Origin of the sequence: Paraburkholderia sp. EG286A (genome assembly GCF_040965375.1) — a bacterium.
Taxonomy (GTDB): Bacteria; Pseudomonadota; Gammaproteobacteria; order Burkholderiales; family Burkholderiaceae; genus Paraburkholderia.
The window spans coordinates 44,729-63,934 of record NZ_JBFRCB010000011.1 but is presented as its reverse complement, the minus strand read 5'-3'; the positions used below and the strand labels follow the sequence as shown (position 1 = coordinate 63,934).

Annotated in this window: 13 protein-coding genes and 4 pseudogenes; 14 read left to right on the top strand and 3 right to left on the bottom strand. The window is 62.5% G+C overall.

The window, feature by feature from the left end:
• The first annotated feature begins 15 nt into the window (after positions 1-15).
• The 10 genes and pseudogenes from AB4Y35_RS36630 to fliG all read left to right on the top strand — a co-directional run bounded on the left by AB4Y35_RS36630 (position 16) and on the right by fliG (position 10,241).
• Positions 16-3,153: an efflux RND transporter permease subunit gene (locus AB4Y35_RS36630; RefSeq protein WP_368708268.1), complete on the top strand. Its 3,138-nt coding sequence runs from the start codon at positions 16-18 to the stop codon at positions 3,151-3,153.
• Between the two features lie 141 nt (positions 3,154-3,294).
• Entirely contained in the window at positions 3,295-4,776 is a 1,482-nt protein-coding gene (locus tag AB4Y35_RS36625) for a cytochrome O ubiquinol oxidase (RefSeq protein WP_368708267.1), read from the top strand.
• The gene (locus tag AB4Y35_RS36620) at positions 4,773-5,282 is read left to right on the top strand and encodes a DUF2127 domain-containing protein (protein ID WP_368708266.1); all 510 of its coding nucleotides are present in this window, start codon (positions 4,773-4,775) and stop codon (positions 5,280-5,282) included. The genes AB4Y35_RS36625 and AB4Y35_RS36620 overlap by 4 nt, the downstream gene beginning before the upstream one ends.
• An 89-nt stretch (positions 5,283-5,371) precedes the next feature.
• Positions 5,372-6,577 (top strand): MFS transporter, encoded by a 1,206-nt coding sequence (locus AB4Y35_RS36615; protein WP_368708265.1) that lies wholly within the window; start codon positions 5,372-5,374, stop codon positions 6,575-6,577.
• A 90-nt stretch (positions 6,578-6,667) separates the two neighbouring features.
• Positions 6,668-7,030: pseudogene (locus AB4Y35_RS36610) on the top strand (methyl-accepting chemotaxis protein); the annotation flags it as partial.
• Positions 7,031-7,451: 421 nt separating this feature from the next.
• Complete coding sequence (locus AB4Y35_RS36605) at positions 7,452-7,670, top strand: hypothetical protein (protein ID WP_368708264.1); 219 nt, start codon at positions 7,452-7,454, stop codon at positions 7,668-7,670.
• A gap of 44 nt (positions 7,671-7,714) precedes the next feature.
• Complete coding sequence (locus AB4Y35_RS36600) at positions 7,715-7,951, top strand: hypothetical protein (RefSeq protein ID WP_368708263.1); 237 nt, start codon at positions 7,715-7,717, stop codon at positions 7,949-7,951.
• A 269-nt stretch (positions 7,952-8,220) separates the two neighbouring features.
• Positions 8,221-8,427 (top strand): hypothetical protein, encoded by a 207-nt coding sequence (locus AB4Y35_RS36595; RefSeq protein WP_368708262.1) that lies wholly within the window; start codon positions 8,221-8,223, stop codon positions 8,425-8,427.
• A 316-nt stretch (positions 8,428-8,743) separates the two neighbouring features.
• Positions 8,744-9,127, top strand: a complete 384-nt coding sequence (locus AB4Y35_RS36590; protein WP_368708261.1) for a hypothetical protein — start codon at positions 8,744-8,746, stop codon at positions 9,125-9,127.
• 116 nt (positions 9,128-9,243) lie between these two features.
• Positions 9,244-10,241 (top strand): annotated as a pseudogene (fliG, locus tag AB4Y35_RS36585) (flagellar motor switch protein FliG).
• Position 10,242: 1 nt separating this feature from the next.
• Here fliG and AB4Y35_RS36580 read toward each other — a convergent pair.
• The 3 genes from AB4Y35_RS36580 to AB4Y35_RS36570 all read right to left on the bottom strand — a co-directional run bounded on the left by AB4Y35_RS36580 (position 10,243) and on the right by AB4Y35_RS36570 (position 13,491).
• Positions 10,243-10,680 (bottom strand): hypothetical protein, encoded by a 438-nt coding sequence (locus AB4Y35_RS36580; protein ID WP_368708260.1) that lies wholly within the window; start codon positions 10,678-10,680, stop codon positions 10,243-10,245.
• A 395-nt stretch (positions 10,681-11,075) separates the two neighbouring features.
• A complete protein-coding gene (locus AB4Y35_RS36575; RefSeq protein WP_368708259.1) occupies positions 11,076-12,326 on the bottom strand; it encodes an EAL and HDOD domain-containing protein in 1,251 nt (416 codons plus the stop codon).
• A gap of 634 nt (positions 12,327-12,960) precedes the next feature.
• Positions 12,961-13,491 (bottom strand): hypothetical protein, encoded by a 531-nt coding sequence (locus AB4Y35_RS36570; RefSeq protein ID WP_368708258.1) that lies wholly within the window; start codon positions 13,489-13,491, stop codon positions 12,961-12,963.
• Between AB4Y35_RS36570 and AB4Y35_RS36565 the strand changes: the two genes are divergently transcribed.
• The 4 genes and pseudogenes from AB4Y35_RS36565 to AB4Y35_RS36550 form a co-directional block, all read left to right on the top strand.
• Positions 13,438-14,193 carry a tyrosine-type recombinase/integrase gene (locus AB4Y35_RS36565; RefSeq protein WP_368708257.1) on the top strand — a complete coding sequence of 252 codons (756 nt, stop codon included), beginning with the start codon at positions 13,438-13,440 and terminating at the stop codon, positions 14,191-14,193. The two genes, AB4Y35_RS36570 and AB4Y35_RS36565, sit on opposite strands and share 54 nt — an antisense overlap.
• A gap of 8 nt (positions 14,194-14,201) precedes the next feature.
• Positions 14,202-15,405, top strand: a pseudogene (locus AB4Y35_RS36560) (IS91 family transposase).
• A gap of 550 nt (positions 15,406-15,955) precedes the next feature.
• Positions 15,956-16,177 carry a hypothetical protein gene (locus tag AB4Y35_RS36555; RefSeq protein WP_368708256.1) on the top strand — a complete coding sequence of 74 codons (222 nt, stop codon included), beginning with the start codon at positions 15,956-15,958 and terminating at the stop codon, positions 16,175-16,177.
• Between the two features lie 1,501 nt (positions 16,178-17,678).
• Positions 17,679-18,532: pseudogene (locus tag AB4Y35_RS36550) on the top strand (PHA/PHB synthase family protein); the annotation flags it as partial.
• Between the last annotated feature and the right edge of the window lie 674 nt (positions 18,533-19,206).

Here is a 19,206-nt window from a genome sequence, read left to right as displayed (position 1 = left end):
GCCACACACCGCCCCATGCTTGACGCAATCATCCGCTTTTCGCTGCGCTTTCGCGGCGTCATCTTCTCGCTGGCCGTCATGGTGGCTGGCTACGGGCTCTTTTCCCTCACGCGCGCCAGGCTCGACGTCTTTCCCGAGTTCGCACCGCCGATGAGCATCGTGCAGACGGCCGCGCCGGGCATGACGAGCGAACAGGTGGAGACCCTCGTGACCCAGCCGGTTGAAAATGCCCTTGGCGGCATGACCGGCCTGCAGTCGATCCGCTCGCGGTCCATGCAGGGCCTCTCCTCGGTCACGCTCGTCTTCGACGACCACGCGAACGTGATGCAGGTCCGGCAACTCGTCACCGAGCGCATCAGCGCGCTTGCGGGTGCGCTGCCGGCGGGCGTCACGGCGCCCCAGCTCCTGCCGCTCACCACGACGACGAGCGTCGTGCGCACCATCGGCCTGACGTCGAAGACGCGCTCGCTTGCGGACCTCTACGACATCGCGCAGTGGACCGTCAAACCGCCGTTGCTGGGTACGCGAGGCGTGGCCGATGTAATCGTGTTCGGCGGTCAGACGCGCCAGATGCAGATCCAGGTCGATCCCGCCAGGCTGATGCGTCACGGCCTGTCGGTCCAGGATGTGATTGCCGCGGCGCGCCAGGCCACAGGCGTGCGCGGCGCCGGGTTCATCGAGAACAGCAATCAGCGCATTGCCGTGAACGCCGATGGCCAGATCGCGACGCCACCCAAACTCGCGGGTGTTGTGCTGCGTTCCAGCAACGGCGCAGCCGTGCGCCTTGGCGACGTTGCCAGCGTGACCTGGGGTAATGCACCTGCCGTTGGCGCGGCATCGATCATGGGCAAGCCCGGCGTGATGGTCGTAATGGAAAGCCAGTACGGGACCAACACGATGGCCGTGACGCGCGACATCGAAAAGACGCTCGCCGGGCTTGCGCCGGTGCTCGCGCGTCAGGGCGTGGACGTGAACGCGAACGTCTTCCGGCCCGCCAACTTCATCGAAGCCTCTGTCGGCCACCTGCGCATGGCGCTCGTCGTCGGCGCCTTGCTGGTCGTTGCGGTGCTGTTCCTGTTTCTGCTCAACGTGCGCACCGCTGTAATCTCTGCCGTGGCGATTCCCATGTCGCTGCTGGTCGCGATCATCGTACTCACGTCGTTCGGGGTCAGCCTCAACACGATGACCCTGGGCGGCCTCGCCATCGCCCTGGGCGAAGTGGTCGACGACGCGATCATCGACGTCGAGAACATCTACCGCCGCCTGCGTGAGAACCGCATGCTGGCCCAGCCGCTTCCCGCCTTTCGCGTCGTGCTGCGCGCCTCGCTCGAAGTGCGCAGTGCCGTGGTCTTCGCCACCTTCATCGTAATGCTGATCTTCCTGCCCGTGCTCACGCTCTCGGGTATCGGTGGACGGCTCTTCGCCCCGCTGGGCATCGCCTACATTCTCGCCGTGCTCGCGTCGCTGGGCGTCGCGCTCACGCTCACGCCCGCGATGGCGCTCGCGCTGCTGGCCAAGGGTCCGTTGCCCGAACGCGAGCCACGCTTGATCGGTCGCCTCAAGGCGCGTTACATTGCGCTGCTGACAAAGGTCGAACAGCACGTGAAGGGGATCATGGTCATCGTCGCGGTGATGTGCGCCGCGGCGCTCGCGTCCCTGCCCTTCATGAGCGGGAGTTTCATTCCGCAACTGCGCGAAGGCCATTACACCGTTCACATGGGGCTCGCGCCAGGCACCTCGCTTGCCGAATCGATGCGCATCGGCACCCGGGTCTCGCAGGCGCTGCTGCAGGTGCCGGGCGTGCGGCTCGTGGCGCAGCGTGCCGGCCGCGCGAACGGCGTGGTCGACCCGACCGGCGTGCAGCTCTCGGAATTCGAAGTCGACTTGAAGCCGATGGGCGCGTCGGGCCAGAGCTGGGCGCTCTACCGGATTCGCCAGGCGCTGGCGCGCTTTCCAGGCCTCTCCACCTCGGTCAACACGTTTCTCGAGGAACGCATCGACGAAACCATTTCGGGAACGACAGCCCCCGTGGTGGTGAATGTCTTCGACAATAATCTCGACGTCATCGATCGCACGGCGCAGCAAATTGCACAGCTCATCGGTACGATCCACGGCGTTGCCAGCGTGCGGGTGGATTCGCCCCCCGGCATTCCCGAGCTCGATGTGAGGCTCAATCCCGACGCACTGAGCCGCTGGGGCTTTCGCCCCGTCGAAGTGCTCGATGCGATCCAGGCCGCCTATGCCGGCGTGACCATCTCGCAGATTTACGAGGGCAGCCGCACCTACGACGTCGCCGTCGTGCTCGACCCGGCACAGCGCAGGTCGATCGGCGACGTGGGCAAGCTCATGGTGCGCAACGCCGACGGCTTTGCCGTGCCGCTCTCCACGCTCGCGACGATCCGGCAGATCGCCGGCCGCTACCAGATCACGCACGACGGCGGCCAGCGCGTGCAGACGGTATCGGTCAATCTCGGCAGCCGGCCGGTCAGCGACTTCGTGAAGGAAGCACAGGCGCGTGTGAATCGCGAGATCAGGATGCCGTCGGGTACCTATGCCGTTTTCAGCGGCGAGAGCGAAGCGCGCGCGCAGTCGCAGCGAGATCTGCTCGCGTACGGCGGGATTGCGCTGGTGGGCATCGCATTGCTGCTGTTCATGGCGTTGAAGAACCGGCGTGCCGTGCTGCTGGTGCTGATCAACCTCCCGTTCGCGCTGGTGGGCGGCGTCCTGGGCGTGATCCTCAGCGGCGGGAATCTGTCACTGGGCAGCATGGTGGGCTTCGTCACGCTGCTCGGCATTTCGCTGCGCAATTCGATCATGCTGATCAGCCACTACGAGCATCTGGTGTATGCCGACGGCCTGGCCTGGGACATGAACACCGCCGTGCGTGGCGCCTCGGAACGGCTGGTGCCGATCCTCATGACTGCATTGGTCACTGCGCTCGCGCTGGCGCCGCTCGCTGCGACGAGTGGCGCGCCGGGCAACGAAATCGAAGGGCCGATGGCGATCGTCATTCTTGGCGGGCTCATCACCTCGACCGCGCTGAATCTGATCGTGCTGCCCACACTCGCGCTACGGTACGGGCGTTTCACGCCCGACGAACTCCCCGAGCCCGGGCCGTCTGCGGCACACGGCGAAGCGGGAGGCGGCCGGTGATCGGGCAGCCCGCGATGCCGGCGCTTCCTGAGCGCGACCCGGCCGCGGTCGTCGCACGTTTGCGACACGGCGAGGCAACCCGGGTCCGGGTACCGGCGAGCCACGACCCGCATGCCATGCACCGGTAAGGAGGCAAGTTTCGTGCATACCTGGCTCATACCGATCAGCGACCACCCCTGGCCCGTGCTGGCGAGCGTCGTCATGTTTGTCGCGGGTGCACTCATTGGTGCAGGTGTGCTCAACGTCTGGCTGAGCGTCGCGTCCGCGATACTGGGCGCCATCGCAGGCGACGGACTGGCCTACGAACTGGGTCGGCGCTATCACGCCGACGTCGGGCCGTGGATCACGGCGAGCGGTCACGGCGACAGCTGGGCCAGCGGCGAGCGGTTCGTCGAGCGCCACGGCGTCTGGAGCCAGGTGCGCGCCCGTCTTTGTGCACCGGTGCGCCCGATTGTGACCCTGCTGGTTGGTTCCGCGCGCATGGGGCGACTGAAGTTCTGGTCAATCAACCTTGTGTCCGCACTGGTCTGGGCTCCGTTGAGTCTCGGGCCTGGAATGATCGTTGGCGCGGCGGCCAGGGTGGCTGGATCGATCAGCCCACGCGCGGCCTTCGCGATGATGCTCCTGCCCATTCTGCTTTACTTCGTCGTCCGGCTCGCGATCACAAGAGGCATACCGCTTCTCAAGCACGCCGCGCTGCACGGGATGCTCGTTCTGATGCGCCGTTTTCCCAGGTTCGCAGACAGCCTGCAGCGCTGCATCAAGGTCGACGCCCCTGAGTTTCCTGCGATCTGCGCATTCGCCTTGCTCTTTCTCGCCAGCGTATGGCTCTTCGGAGGCGTCCTGCAGGATGTCGTTGCCAACGATCCGTTGATGCAGGTTGACACTGCGCTCTACAGCTTCCTGCGCTCGCTGCATACAACGCCGGTCAATGCGCTGGTGGCGGGCTTTGCGGCGGTGAACGGGCGCACACCGGGCTTCGTGATGGCAGCCGCAGTATCCGGATGGTTCATTCTGCGGCGAAGCTGGAAAACAGCCGCATGGTGGGCAATCGCTCTGGGCGTGGCAGCCGTGTTATCGCCGTCCGGTTGGGTGGAAACGGCCGGAGTATTGCCGGCTAACTGGCAGGCCGGGACCCCGCACACACCGCTGCCCGATGGCCAGGCGGCCTTCAACATCCTGCTTTATGGGTTGCTGGGCTGGATTGCCACGCGCAGGCAGAGCGCACCTTGGCGAAATGCCGTCGCAACGACGCTCGCGCTCTGGATCGTTGCCGGAGGCCTCGCGGATCTCTATCTCGGCAACGCCTGGCTGAGCGGACTCCTCGGCGGCTGGGCGCCTGGAATGGCGTGGCTGGCCATCCTCGGTGGGGCCTATGGGCTCTGGCATGTGCATGACGAGGTCCATCCGAAGGGCCTCGCCATCGTCGCCGTTGGATCACTGACCGTCGTTGCATTGTGGGCCGTTCTGGCGGCATGGCAGACCGCGAGGCTGTCTTCGGTTTCCGCCATCCAGCCCGTACCTTCATTGACTCCCGGCAGCCTGATCAACACCATCCTGCAACAGGTCCCGGCTCTACGCACGGACGTCGGCAGTGAAAATAAAGCGGAGAGTCTGCATTGATTGCCCTGAAAGAGCTCCTCGACGAAGAAAAACTGCTTCTGGTTTTTGAACTGAGCCTGTGGTTCAAGGCAATTTTTGCGGTGTCGGAAATCGTCGCTGGTGTAGCCACCTGGTTCGTCCCTCATCGGCTTTTTCTGACACTTGTGCTCTGGGTCACGAAGGACGAGTTCGCCGAAGACCCGCACGATCTCGTGGCCAACTTTCCCCTTCATACCGTTCAGCACCTGTCTGTCGATACCCAGAAATTCGCAGCAATCTACCTGCTCGGACACGGTGTGATCAAGCTGTGGTTGATCGTCGGTTTGCTGCGGGAGAAACTTTGGTACTTTCCCGTTTCCATCATTGTCTTCGGTCTGTTCATTGGCTACCAGGTCTACCGGTTCACATTCACGCACTCAGTCTGGCTGCTGCTCATCACGGCACTGGACGTCGTCATTGTCGCGCTTACGTGGCACGAGTACCGCTATCTCCGAAACGAGCGAGAAGCAGTCGTGTCGAACTCCTGAATGAATCCAGCGACGCGCACCTGCCCGGGCATCGTAACGGCCAGCTGAACGATGGCACACAAACTTTCTTCCCGCTCCTTAGACGAACGATGCTGCCTGATACCCCTACCGCCAACCGCATTCCGATCCCTCGTGCAGTCCTGATGCTTGGCTTCGTCAGCCTCTTCATGGATCTTTCGTCCGAGCTGATTCATGCATTGCTGCCCATCTTTCTCGTCACCACGATGGGCATGAGCGTGACGGCGCTCGGCTGGCTGGAAGGGGCAGCCGAAGCCACCGCGATGATTGTCAAGATTTTTTCGGGCCCGGTCAGTGACTGGCTTGGCAAACGCAAGGCGCTGCTGTTGCTCGGCTACGGGCTGGCCGCGCTTTCGAAGCCGCTTTTCCCGCTGGCTGGTACGCCCGGGATTGTCGCAGCTGCGCGACTCATCGATCGCGTCGGCAAAGGGATTCGCGGTGCGCCGCGTGACGCCCTCGTCGCGGATGCCGCACCACCTGAGATCCGTGGCGCCTGCTTTGGACTGAGGCAGTCGATGGATACGATTGGGGCATTCGCCGGGCCGCTTGCTGCAATCGTCCTGATGTTCTGGTTCTCCGGTCACATACGCACCGTCCTGTGGTTCGCGGTCGTACCGGCCTTTATCGCGGTTGGGTTGATCCTGTTCGGCATCAGAGAGCCGGCTGATGAAAGCGCGTCCCGCCGCTTCCGGTCCCCGCTGCACTGGCGCGCACTGCGAGCGTTTCCCGGGCGCTACTGGTTCGTGGTCGCGATCGGCGCCGCCTTTACGCTTACACGCTTCAGCGAGGCGTTCCTTGTCCTGCGCGCCCAGCAGACAGGGTTAGACATCGCGTGGATTCCCGGCGTGATGGTGGTCATGAGCCTTGCCTATTCGCTTTCCGCGTATCCCGCGGGCGTACTGTCAGATCGCCTCGACCGCCGGATTCTGCTGGCAGGTGGAATCGTGCTCCTGATCGCGGCGGATCTGGTACTGGGCGCGAGCGCGTCGATTGTCACGATGCTCATCGGCGTCGCCCTGTGGGGCCTGCACATGGGCTTCACACAAGGCATTCTCGCAGCGATGGTAGCCGAAACTGCGCCCAAGACGCTGCGCGGCAGTGCCTTCGGCGTTTTCAACCTCGCGAGCGGCGTCTGCATGCTGCTTGCGAGCGTCATCGCTGGCTGGCTATGGGACCATCACGGCGCGCCGATGACGTTCTTCGCAGGAGCGGCGCTGGCTGTCGTTCCGCTCGTGATGTGCCGCTTCGCGCCACGCCTGGCGAAGCGCAACCGCTGACCTGTCATTATCCTCACGACGAAAGCCACTTATGGAAGCATTCGAAGCACTTAATCAAGCTATTTTTCTCATCCTCAACGCCACGTCCAGGAATCGGTGGCCCGCGTCGACAGCGGCTCCGCGCTGGTGTCCGAAACGGGAACGGCCATCCGGGAGATTGTTGATGCGGTGAAGCGGGTCGATTCGATCGTCCACGAGATCGCGGCCGCCTCGAACGAACAGAGTACCGGCATCCAGCAGGTTGGCAAGGCGATCGCCCAGATGGATTCAGTGACGCAACAGAATGCGGCGCTCGTTGAGCAGGCGGCCGCTGCAGCTCAGTCACTCAGCGTACAGGCCGGCGGACTGGCGCATGTCGTCGCGGCATTTCGCCTCGAAGCCGGCGACCCGCGTATGGCCGAACGTCCTCGCCACCCGGTAGCTGCGGAGCCGGTCGATGTCGATAACGCTTAAGCTCATCCTGAGCTGGCTCGTTGTGCTGGCTGGCCTTGCCGTGCTGATATGGCTCTTCGCTTTCCACTGGTAGCACGCACCTGCGCGTTCGAGGCAGATGGCCGACTGCCGCCGGGTTCTCCAGCGCCGAAGGCGAAACAGACGCTTCGCGTTCCGCGCGAGATGTCGAAGCCGGAGCGGTTACGGACCAGACTCGCACCCAACGCCGCTCCGTTGAGCGTTGGCTTTCCCGGCATGTTGTTCCGTGCATACGGGAAGCAGATCGGCGACAGCATTTACAGCGCCTGTCTTGTCGTTCACCTGACTTGCGAGCGACATTACCGCGCGGCCAGGCTCCTGCCAGGATTACCCCGCTAAAGATATTGGGATGAGAAGCCGTAATACATACTTGTTCCAACAGGACCGTGGCGTTGGCGCTGGCATGAGAGAGCAAACGTTTGCCCGGAAACTGTGGCTGTGGCTGCTCCCGGGCTTGGTGCGTCTGACATCGATCGAGGGACTCGACGCGCGGTTGTTGCGCCAGGTGCATCGGACGATCGCCGTGCAGGTTGCCGGCAATCCGGGCACGCAGGTTCCGCCCGTCCTGACGTTCCCCCGGCGGATCGCTGGCAACCGATCGCGGCGGTGGAACAGGCTGTAAACTGCTGTGCCCCGACATCCCTGGCAGCGCGCTGAGGAAAGACCATGTTCGACGCCGAGATTGCGGCCACGCTCCTGAACCGGTGGGACCGCAAACGTGCGCACCCTGACGACCAGTCACCGCTAAACCTTTTGCAGGAGGGCAAGCTGCATTTCAGGCGTGATGTTGGCGATATTTGTACGGACGCCCGTGCAGCAGACCCCTGTCTTCGCGTCGAATGCCTGACGTTCGCCGACGGACAAAGTGGCTGGTCGCGATGGGCCGCTGCGGAATCGGGCTGAGCGCGCGAGATGTTCGCACGGGCGGGCCATGTCGGTATCGGCTGGCTTCTCTCGGCGCTGGCTCCCTGCGATGGCAGGCATGCTCGCGCCGAACCGGTTCCTGGCGACCGCCAGCCTGCAACGCGTCCTGCCATGGCGAGGACCGGGCCGTTACGGTGGTCACGCCGGGTGATGGGAGTAGTCACGTTGTGTTCCGGGCGCGGTGTCGACCCGGACACGGCTGGTGACCAGGTGACATACCGGGTTTCAGGTGGTCGAAGGAGGTGCACGTGGACTTCGTGAAGACAGAGATCGGGCAACTGGAGAAGGCGCTGAACGCGCTGGTTCGTCATCCTCAGCTTATCCGCCGCGAATACTGGATATCGCAGATCGAGGGTCTGCTGGGACGTCCCAGGCTGTCGCCGCAGGATCGGCAACGGTTATGCGCGCTGCTCGACCTGCTCCGCACCCCGGCGGAATACAGTCCGGCGCAGTAGTAACGGCGCCGGGAAGTCTTTGAGTTAGCGCTCCTCGCAGGTGAGGATTGCGTTCGCTGAAAACCCTGGTCATCGTGGCCAGCCGCATTGATCACGCGGGATGTCCGCCGCAACCTCGTCAGACGGGCGGCCGGTCGCGCCCGCACGTGCGCCGCCACGATCCACACCTCGCGAGTACCATGCTGATATCTGATTTCCGCCGCTCAGCCAACTTCCGGTGTGTTGTACATCTACCGGTGCGTTGCGTTGCTTCGCCAGGAACAGCGTCCGGGACCGCGGCCCGGGTTCCTCCAAACCTGTCGACGGCACGCTGACGATGCACACCCAACCGCCCTGCAGCAACACTCCTGTCGCCACTCCGTCAGAGTTGATCACGGCACTCAGGGACCTCTACATCGTTTCAAGTGCCGCCGCACAACTCGGCGGATACGGGCTGGAAGTTCACGAAGCGCAATGGCGCGCGCTGGCTCGAGGCACCCGTGGGGCGAAGGCGGTCCTCGACCAGCAGACCGCCGCCCGCGACACAGATGCGATTACCGCGTTTCGCCAGCTGGCGAAAATGTGTGAGGACATTCTTGAACTTTACGCAAGGCATCAGAAGTTCCCGTCTGCGGTGTGGCGCGAAGTGGGCAGGCTGGGGCGCGAGGCCTACGACTGCATCGACCTGTGCATCACCCGCCAGCGGGGGGGCGGCGCATGAATTCGTTGTCGTTCGTGCCCGGGTTTCCGACACTCCAATAAAACTGAACCATGCACGGCCGCGGGACCGCCCGGCTGGAAGACCGTTGTGAGCGTCCTTAGATCAAGGAATACCCAATGAGCACCGAGGGAATCAACAAGGCCGCCGCGCTGCTGCTCATGTCGCTCGGTGAAAACGAAGCTGCCGAAGCCTTCCGGTTCCTCGCACCACGGGAGGTACAAAAGATCAGCTTTGCGATGGCCACGCTGAAGAACGTTGCGCGCGGCGACGTCAACACCGTGCTGCAGGACTTTATCGGACAGGCGCAGACGCAAACCACGCTGTCACTTGACTCGAACGACTATATCCGGTCGGTCCTGACCCGGGCGCTCGGCGAAGACAAGGCTGGCAGCGTCATCGACCGCATACTGCTAGGCGACAGCATCACCGGCATCGAGGGCTGAAGTGGATGGATGCCCCGGCCGTCGCGGAACTGATCAAGAACGAACAGCCGCAAATCATCGCCACGATCCTCGTGCACCTGGACCCGGATCAGGCTTCCGGCGTGCTCCAATCCTTCACCGAACGTACGCGCAACGACGTGCTGCTGCGCATCGCCACGCTCGACGGCATCCAGCCGACCGCCCTGCGCGAGCTCGACGATGCGCTGACCGAGCTGCTGTCGGGCAGCGGCCACGCCAAGCGCACGGCGATCGGGGGCGGCCGCGCGGCCGCGGAAATCATCAACAACCTGTCGGACCAGCACGAAGAATCGGTAATCGGGAACGTGCGCGAGTACGACGCTGGTCTCGCGCAGGAGATTATCGACGGGATGTTTACGTTCGAGAAACTGGTCGAACTTGATGACCGCGCGGTCAGGCTGCTGCTGAAGGAAGTGGGTTCAGAAACACTGGTCGTCGCGCTCAAGGTCGGGCCGCCCTCACTGCGTGAAAGGTTCATGTCCAACGTGTCGCAGCGGGCAGCCGAGCTGTTTTCAGAGGAGATGGAAACACGCGGCCCCGTCCGGCTCTCGGAAATTGAAGCGCAACAGCACAAGGTCATGCAGGTCGTGCGCAGCCTCGCCGAAAGCGGCCAGATAGCGTTGGGCGACAAGCCGGGTGACGCGTATATCTAGATTATTCGATGCGTGGCCGGCAGCGACGGAGACCGGAAAAGCAGCGGGATGCGGATCGGGTCGCAGGCGGCCCCGCGACGACATCTCGTTCAGCCGGAAGGCTATCCGGCCGCCCCGCTGACGATGCCGCCCTGGCGGCCTCGAGCATCCGCTTGTTCACTGTCTCGACGACATGAAATGGAGCGCTGCGCATCTGCCGCTCATTCAGCGTCAGGAGGTCAGCCAGGAGGTCGAACGTGACCGAGTCTACGGCCCAGACTCCGGTGACTTCCGCGCTCCGGTGACAACGGACCAACGCGTCCTGGACCTCGGCCATGCCCTCCGGGCACGCCTCGACGTACCCCGCCGCAAGCAGATGACATGTGATGGCGATGACGTCTGCCATCGTTTCGAAGTGACGCGCGTCGCCGCGTCCCTGTCGAAGGTTCGCCAGCCTCATGTGATACTCGATCAACAGGGCGCAGGTGACTTCCGTGGGGAGCAGAAGCAAGCGCATACTCGCTGGCATCGCGTGAGCGAAGCGGCGTTTGGCTGCAGACGAGTTCAATCTGGAGCGTGGCATCGGTGCGCCGTGGGTATCCGGGATGCCTGTGATATCGGCGGAAGAGCTGTCCGGCTTCAATTCTTTCTGCGGTGACGCCCAAAAGAGGTCGATGCCCTGAATGTCGGCTTCACCACGCCGTACTCAACCCGGCGGTCGAGCCATCCCATGCCGGTGAGCAACATGGTGGCGTAATCGCCGTGGCGAGTGAAACGTGCACTCTGCAGGCAAGCGCAAAGCCCACCTCCTGGGGGATCAGCGGGCCTGAGGGGATGCCAGAGAAAGCGAATCGCTCAACTACTGCGATACCCCCGCACGTGATTGTCATACCAGGCAGCCGCCGCAAGCCCGAGCGCGGTCAGATAATGATGGGTAAAGTCGGGCAGTTCTTCGCATGCCGCGCAGATCACCGTGAGCTTCCCCGATTCGACCGCCTCAGCGGCGTTCAATAACAGGCCCAGCGCACCGTGTCGTTCGAGCAGCGCCCGCCGGATATCCACGTGAATCGGCAGCTTCGACGCGACGTCGTCGATCGTGCTGCCAAACAGCACATGAACCAGCGAGAAAACGCCGGTGATGAAAGCAGCATCGGCGAACCGTTCGTCACCGGGCTGCAGCCGGCCCGCCGCGAGTTCCATGAATCGCGCGCGCGTGCCACATAGCTGCGCCAGGGGATCGGAGCGTAATGTGCGGAGATGGCCGTCGGCGAAGAGCAGCAAGTGCGTCCAGCGCATGATCTGCCGGGTGCCAACCACCATGATCGCCTGACGCAATGATGAAATCGTTTGGGAGAGCCCGAACGCGCTGGAATTGAGCAGGCGCAGCAGTTGCATCACGAGACGCGGATGCTGCTTGAGTTCGGCCTCAAGTTCAACAATCTCTGGTTCGCCGCCCAGCAGCACCAGCAGACGCATTAGCGATTCGCGCAATGGCGTTTGCCGCCGCGATGCCAGCACCTGGGGCTTGGCAAAGTAGTATCCCTGGAACAGATCGAAGCCGGCGCGCAGGGCGACGTTGTGGTCTTCGGGTGTCTCGACCTTCTCGGCGACCAATACCTTGCGGTGTTGCCGGACGACACCCACCAGTTCGTCAAGGCGTTCACGCGGGCAGGCGAGCAAGTCGATCTTGACGATATCCACGCACGGCAGCAGTTCCGTCAGACGCGGGGAAACCTCTGCGACATCATCCAGCGCAAGCCGGAACCCCTCGCGCCGCAGTTCGCGGCAGCGGCCGAAGAGTGCTTCATTAAAGGTTACTGTTTCTAGGATTTCGAGCACGAAGCGCTCGGGTGGCAACACCTGGACGATGTCGGACATCAGCACCGTCCTGTCAACGTTCACATAACCGGTGTGATCACCCAGCGCAGCGTCGAGACCCATATCACCGACGAGTCTCGCGATGACATCCGCGGTGGCTTCAACGTCATCGACGACGTGAGCGAAATTCAGTTCCCCCGAGCGGAACAGCAGTTCGAATCCATTCAACACGCCGTCTCGATCAAGAATCGGCTGGCGACCGAGGTAAACGTATTCGGACGTATCCATATCGTTTATTATTCGTTGCCGGTTGGCTGCCGGCGCAACCGGATGAGGGCTAGTTTCAATCCTGAACTCCTCGCACGCCACAAATGCACAATATCGTCCATGCTGGCGGGTTTTGCAATCGCAAATGTACTGACTGGCGCAACCACGTGAAACCTGTCCTTGCAGGTCCCGCCTGAAAGTGCGGCACAGCGGTGCAACACCAGGCACTGTCACCGACAGCCCCTGCGAAAGAGTGTGAATGCGCAGTTTTGCGTTCCCCCACGCGACTGAGCGTAGCCAAAGTGAACGGACCCCCAAAGGCAAACCAAGGGGTGCCCGCCACAACCTGCGGATGATTCCCAGGAAACTGCGGCTTTTTTACGCCTTGATGTTTGCTGTCCTACTCAAGCGCCCGACTGTCGAGCTATCGACGGCATGACGCCGCCGTAGAGCGAAGCGAATTGTTCAGGGCCCACTAGTTATGTGTATTTGCTTACAATCCACGGAGCGTGTGCTTGAAATCAGCCACGTTTTCTGCTCGAAATAACTGCAACTGACCAGAGGCGCGTGCTTGGATTAATTGCAACTGTGCTTGCATTCAGCGCGGCGTGCTTGCATTCCACGTCGTGCTCACGTTATCTGCAACTGACGAACCTCAGATCGGCAGTCCGGCCGCCAGTATCTTGTCGCGCAGGGTCGCAGCCCGTACTGGTTCCAGCGAGTTGCTGAACAGTGCCTTGATCTCGGTCGGCTTTGCGTCGAACTGCTCCACGAGGTCCTTGATGCGGTAGCCGTGCCGCGTGAGCGTCGGCTCAAGATCGTCAAGCTGCCGGGACAGGATCGATTCGACCATCGCGGCCGGTACGGGCTTCTCGCCGGTCCGATACCCCGCCTCGAACGCGAGCGTCAGATGCAACTGGATTTGCAGCGGAGTGCGCAGCTTCGACGCCAGCAGGTCGATTGCTTCCTCGGTGAGGATCGATTCAATGTCGGTGCCGTCGGCGGCACACGCGCCCAAGAGCCAGTACAGGAATTCGCGCTGGCTCCCGGCGATGCCGTCGAGCGAGAAAATGTCGGTGCGGTAACCAATCTCTTCCATCGTCGCGCGGCGAAGGTCATTGCGCAGCTTCGGATGCCCGGCGAGGATCAGGGACAGACTGCCGCCGCCGTCCTCGATCAGTTCCATCAGACGCTTAAGGCCAATCAGCGTATTGCCGTTCAGATCGTGCGCCTCGTCGACGAACAGTGCACCAGGCCGCTAGTTTTTTCTGACCAGTTCACGCAGATCACGCTCCCGTTTCTCGCCTTGGGTGGGAATGCGAACCTGCTTCTCCGTCCCTTCTTCGACTCGATCCTCAGCCTGAAGCATCGGACCATCCTGATGGATGCGTACGCAGCGGGCCTGCGCGTGTCGGAAGTCGTCCGCCTGAAGGTCACGGACATCGACAGCAAGCGCATGGTTATCCGTGTGAACCAGGGCAAGAACCGCAAGGATCGCTACGTAATGCTCTCGCCGCGTCTGCTCGAAATCCTCAGAACGTACTGGCAAGACGCTCACCCCAACGGCTGGCTGTTTTCCGGTGATATTCCTGGACACCCCGTCACGCGGGGCGCCGTCTCGCGAATCTGCGCTCTCGCTCGCCAACGATGTGGCATCCGGAAGCCGATAACACCGCATTCCTTGAGGCATGCGTTCGCGACTCATCTGCTCGAAGCCGAGACCGATGTGCGCGGGATCCAACTGCTCATGGGCCATAGGTCCCTCGCGACTACTTCGCGCTACTTGAGAATCGCGACCAGCACCGTGTGTGCCACAGCGAGTCCCTTCAATCCGCTGCCGCACCCCGCACCCATTCCACCGCCGCCACCTGCCCCCGAGTACTTCTGAAGCCGGCGATGCGCCCGGCGCTCGAGTTGGCGGACATACTTCGCCGCTGTGGTCCGCAGTATCGGCAGACCCATGCCGACGGGCTCACTCGTGTCCAACGGCGCGTGATGAGTGCGATCGAGCTTTGTCGGACTGCCGCGCTCGGCGGGCATGTCGAGCGATGCGACGCATGCGGCCATCAGCGCATCGCCTATGACTTGTGCCGCAATAGACATTGCCCAAAGTGCCAGTCGCTCGCACGCGCACAATGGCTCGAACGCCGGCAGGCCGAGCCGCTTCGCGAGACCGAGTACTTCCATGTCGACTTCACGCTTCCCGAACCCATCGCGGCTCTCGCGTACCAGAACAAACGGGTGCTCTACGACATGCTGTTTCGCGCCAGCGCTGAGACGCTGCGCACCAGCGCTGCCGACCCGAAGCACCTGGGCGCCGAGATCGGCTTCATCACGAACCTGCACACGCGGGGGCAGAATCTGCTGCACCACCCGCACGTGCATTGTGTCGTGCCCGGTGGTGGCATCTCCCCGGACAGTGAACGCTGGATCGCCTGCCGCCCCGGCTTCTTCCTGCCCGTGCGTCTCACGACTCTTTCGCCGACTGTTCCTCGAGCAGCTGCGCCGCGCTTTTAACGCTGGCATACTTCGCCTGCACGGCCAGCTCGAGTTCCTAAGGGATGCCAGGGAATTCGCCGCCTGGCTTGCGCCCGCTGCCAGGTCTGAGTGGGTCGTCTACGCCAAGCCATCCATTGGCGGTGCCGAACATGTGCTCGATTACCTGGGACGCTATACCCATCGCGTCGCCTTCTCCAATAGCCGGCTGCTGGGTTTCGACGGAAACGGCGTGCAGTTCTGCTGGAAGGACTACCGGCACGAGGCCCGGCACAGGACCATGACGCTCGCGGCTGACGAGTTCATCCGCCGCTTCCTGCTGCACGTGCTGCCCGACGGCTTCAAGCGCATTCGCAGCTACGGCTGGCTCGCCAACTGCCACCGGGCGCAGCGGCTGGCCAGCTGCCGGCACCTGCTCGGCGTCGAGCCGCCCTCCGCCGAATCACCCGCCAACGGAGAAGATTACCGCGACCGTTACCAGCGGCTCACCGGCAGGTCATTGCGTGACTGCCCAGTGTGCGGAAAGGGCCACATGGTCCACATCGAAGGTGGCGTACCCGGCAGCCTTCCGCGGGCTCCGCCTGCTCCCGCCCATGTGCACTAGCCGACATCGATGCTTCTGCCCAACAGGCTCGCCTTGCCCGATCAGGCCTGCGTGCCCGAAATCGCCAGATGCTAATCGTTGGCTATCGCAGTGCCTTCCACTTCGCGCGGCGGGATGATCGGTCCATACCATCGAGCGGTAGTGAATTTTCGATCGGACACGGGCGCCGTGTGCTGACGGCCCGCCTGTGCGACCTCCAGTTCTGTAGCGGCACGAGGCTCAACCTGATATTTGTATACCTTCACGACTTCGAGTTCTCCATCGATTTCCATCCAGTACCAGCCGGGCCTGGTTGGTCGCGTTAGGTGCCATTGCATATCCCCCCCCCCTTTTTGACGATTTCTTGAGGATTATGCCGCAGTGTGGAGTATCCGCCAGGAGACCGCAGCGACCCGCAGGTTCGCTCCTGTCCCTTAAAGCGAGCCTCTTTATAATTTCCGTTGCTCCATTTGGCGACGCTCACTGCGTCATCAAACCCGGACTTCTAACATTCTTTAAAGCCTCTGGGCGGATGTAGTGATAGATTGCAAATCAGGGAGAGGTAAGCAAGATGAACGATCATGTCATCTTCTATAAGGGCTACATCGTCGATTTCACACCATTCGCCGCAGGAGACGCAACGTTCGGTCCGCGATGGAGCATCTCAAAAGACGATGCTGTGTGGTCTGGCAGCGTTCCGCTTTCCACCGGAAACCTGATGTATCACTGCTCGAAAGAGGAAGCGGCGGAACTTGGAAAACGCCATGCGCTTCGAATGATCGACTGCGAGTAATGGCGGGTAGCCATGCCTCGTGCCGCCGACGTGTGAACACGACGTTCTCGTGTCGGCTTAACATCCTCCGGGCCACCTGGCCGTGCGCAGCACACGCAGCTACCTTTGCGCGAGCGCATGCTCACGAGCATGTTCTCAATTGGCTTCCAACCCCCCGTTCCTGCATCGGATCCGGTTTAAACAACGTCGCGCTACGGACTACTTATGCCACAACCACAGGGCGAATTGACGCATTTGTCTTGATAGATGGGCCAGGTGCCGTCTCAAGCACAATCACAAGCGTCGCCAATAGTGCACCAGCAATTACCAGGAGAGTCGCAATAATAACCCGGCGCATCATCGCAGCCCCTTCAAAACGATGTCGTTGATGCCTCTTGCCACTATTCTTGAAATATTATCAAGGCGGGCCCGAATGAAAAGTCAGAGATGGTCAAGCTTGCGGACTGCAAGCACAGACATCGCGGGAAGTAACCTTGAGGCGCGGCCCGAGGAAAGGCCGGAGACCCGCGGCGAAAGCGCGATGATTGCCGGTCTGGATCACATCCGATAATTAGCATTCCTTTATAATCTTCGCGTTTAACCTGTCTCATCCTTCACAACCGAAGGACAATGCGCATCGTCGGCGACGCGTACGATCAGGCTCGACAGCGCCGCGCCGGCGGGAGGTTCGTGTGGATGAGGGGGCGAATATGAATAGCCAGCATGAAAAATATATTGCGGCATTGCCAGCGGCGCAACTGGCCTCGGCGAAGCGATTAGCATGCCGTTGGATGAAGCAGGTCGGGTCGTGGTCGTCGCGCACTCGCCGACGAACGCCAGCGTGACGGCGTGGCTGGGCGGCAGCGGGGAGCGTCTGGGCATGCCGCGGAATGCGCCACGCGCACGGCCTGGCTGTGCAGCGAGGAGACCGGCTTCGTGCCCCAATGCCCTTCGCGATCAACGGCGGTCAGCTCATCCAATACAGATCGGGCTGGTCCGACCAGAGGTAACCCGAACATGACGACTACCCGGCAGAACTGTATCCGTGCCGGCTCATGCAGCGTGTCGTCGTGGTGAGGAGGATCTACGGGCCGAAGCGTCTCACAGGCATTTACGGCAGCCCGTGCCCGGCACTTTGGTGCGTACGGTGCGGCGAGCCGCCGACCTGCCCGAAAGCGGCATGATGTCCGCTGGAGGGGGGCGCCTCCCGGGCAGGCGTGGAATTGCACCTGGGAGCGTCATTCCCCGTTCCACGCGTTACCCTTGAGAGCAGACACACGAAGCGTCTGGCAATCTCACCGTGGTGTCAGGCCGGAGATTCATTGCCCTGGTGCAGGTCAGGCCAGCGGCCGCAGCGCGGCTGCTGGCCTGACCTGCACCGATCCGTGTTTCCGCAGGTGACCAGAAGCCCTTTGCGGCAGAGGGCGAGGCCCTGATGGCCGGCTCCAGTGACCGACCGAAGCCAGCGCCTGCGGAGCGTCGCATGACCGGGGAGTCGCTGCCTGGCCGCGTGTCGGCCAGGCCCTTCCGCGCGCGCGACCATGCGAAACAGGCCTGGATCGCGCGCGACCGGCGGCTTTTCGCCTGCGGCGCTCATGCTCGCCTTCACCGACTGGTACATCCACCTGATGGCGGCACCGGGCAAACGGCTGGAACTCGCCTCGCTCGCCGCGAACAACCTGCGGCGACTGCTTCAGAGTCTGGCCGGCGGACCGCCACTGGCGCCGGCGTTATCCGATGACGACCGGTTCAGTGCGCCTGCCTGGCAAATCGAGCCGTTCCGTCTCTGGCATCACGCCTTTCTGCTCACCGAACAATGGTGGAGCTCGGCCAGCCATGAAGTGCCCGGAACCACCCGCCATCATGAAGACGTCGTGTCCTTCGTCGCGCGCCAGCTCCTCGATACGCTCGCCCCCACCAACTTCGTGCCGACCAACCCCGAAGTCCTGCAGCGCACGGCTGCCACTTCTGGCGCCAATCTGGCGCTGGGCGCGTGCAACGCGTTCGACGACGCGCGACGCGCGCTGCTGGGCATGCCACCCGACGGCGCAAAACGTTTCCGGATCGGCGTAGACGTCGCCACGACCCCGGGCAGCGTCGTATTGCGCAATCGCCTGATCGAACTGATCCAGTATCACCCGACGACGCCCCAGGTCACCGCAGTACCCGTGTTGCTCTTGCCCGCGTGAATCATGAAGTACTACATCCTCGATCTGTCACCGCACAACTCGCTGGTCCGCTACCTGCTCGACAAAGGGCATACGGTGTTCTGTCTCATGGCGCAATCCCGATGTGCGGGACCGCGATCTCGCGCTCGACGACTACCGCAGCCTCGGTGTGATGCCGGCGCTCGACGCGATTTCGCGCATCGTACCCTTGCCGATTGGCTTGGTACGTAACACCTGGTCGTGCCGCCATGATCGAGCAAGCACAAAACGTCGATGAGTGGATAACACAGCAATCGGGCGGCTTATCCACAGAAACACTGAACAACCCTGTGGATAAACGAGGGCAATCCCTTGCCTCATGGGGTGATTCACTGGCCTTGCTATGTCGCGTACGCAACCATTCAACACAGAATAACGATTCGATATCGGGAAGAAAATATCTGCACCCCTGCCTGCTCATACCCGCTACCCGCACATGGTCAGTTTCCCGATTCATGGGCTACACCGCCATTTCGCTGCAGCTAGAGTTTCTGTGGATATCGCCGTCGCTTGACCTGTGCTCGAGGTCGTCTGTGGCGGCAACAAATGAAGTCCAGGACGCTCTGCAATCAATTGTCTGGTTAATCGTCTACAGTATTCGAACCGGAGTCTGCTTCCCTGCGGGCCGGTGCGTGTGTGATTGACTGTCCGCGCCCACCATCGAATGGGCCCTCGTTGGAGAATGAGCGGCGAGTGGTCGTATACGCGCCTCAGTGGTTCGTGCCGGCTTGAGCATCGGTTCCCGGTCCCGATCCGCCCGGTACGCGCGGTACGCCCGCAGGAAAAGCCTGCGCACAGGTCCGGCCGAAAACCGGCGCGTTTCGAGGGTCGACCGGGATGATC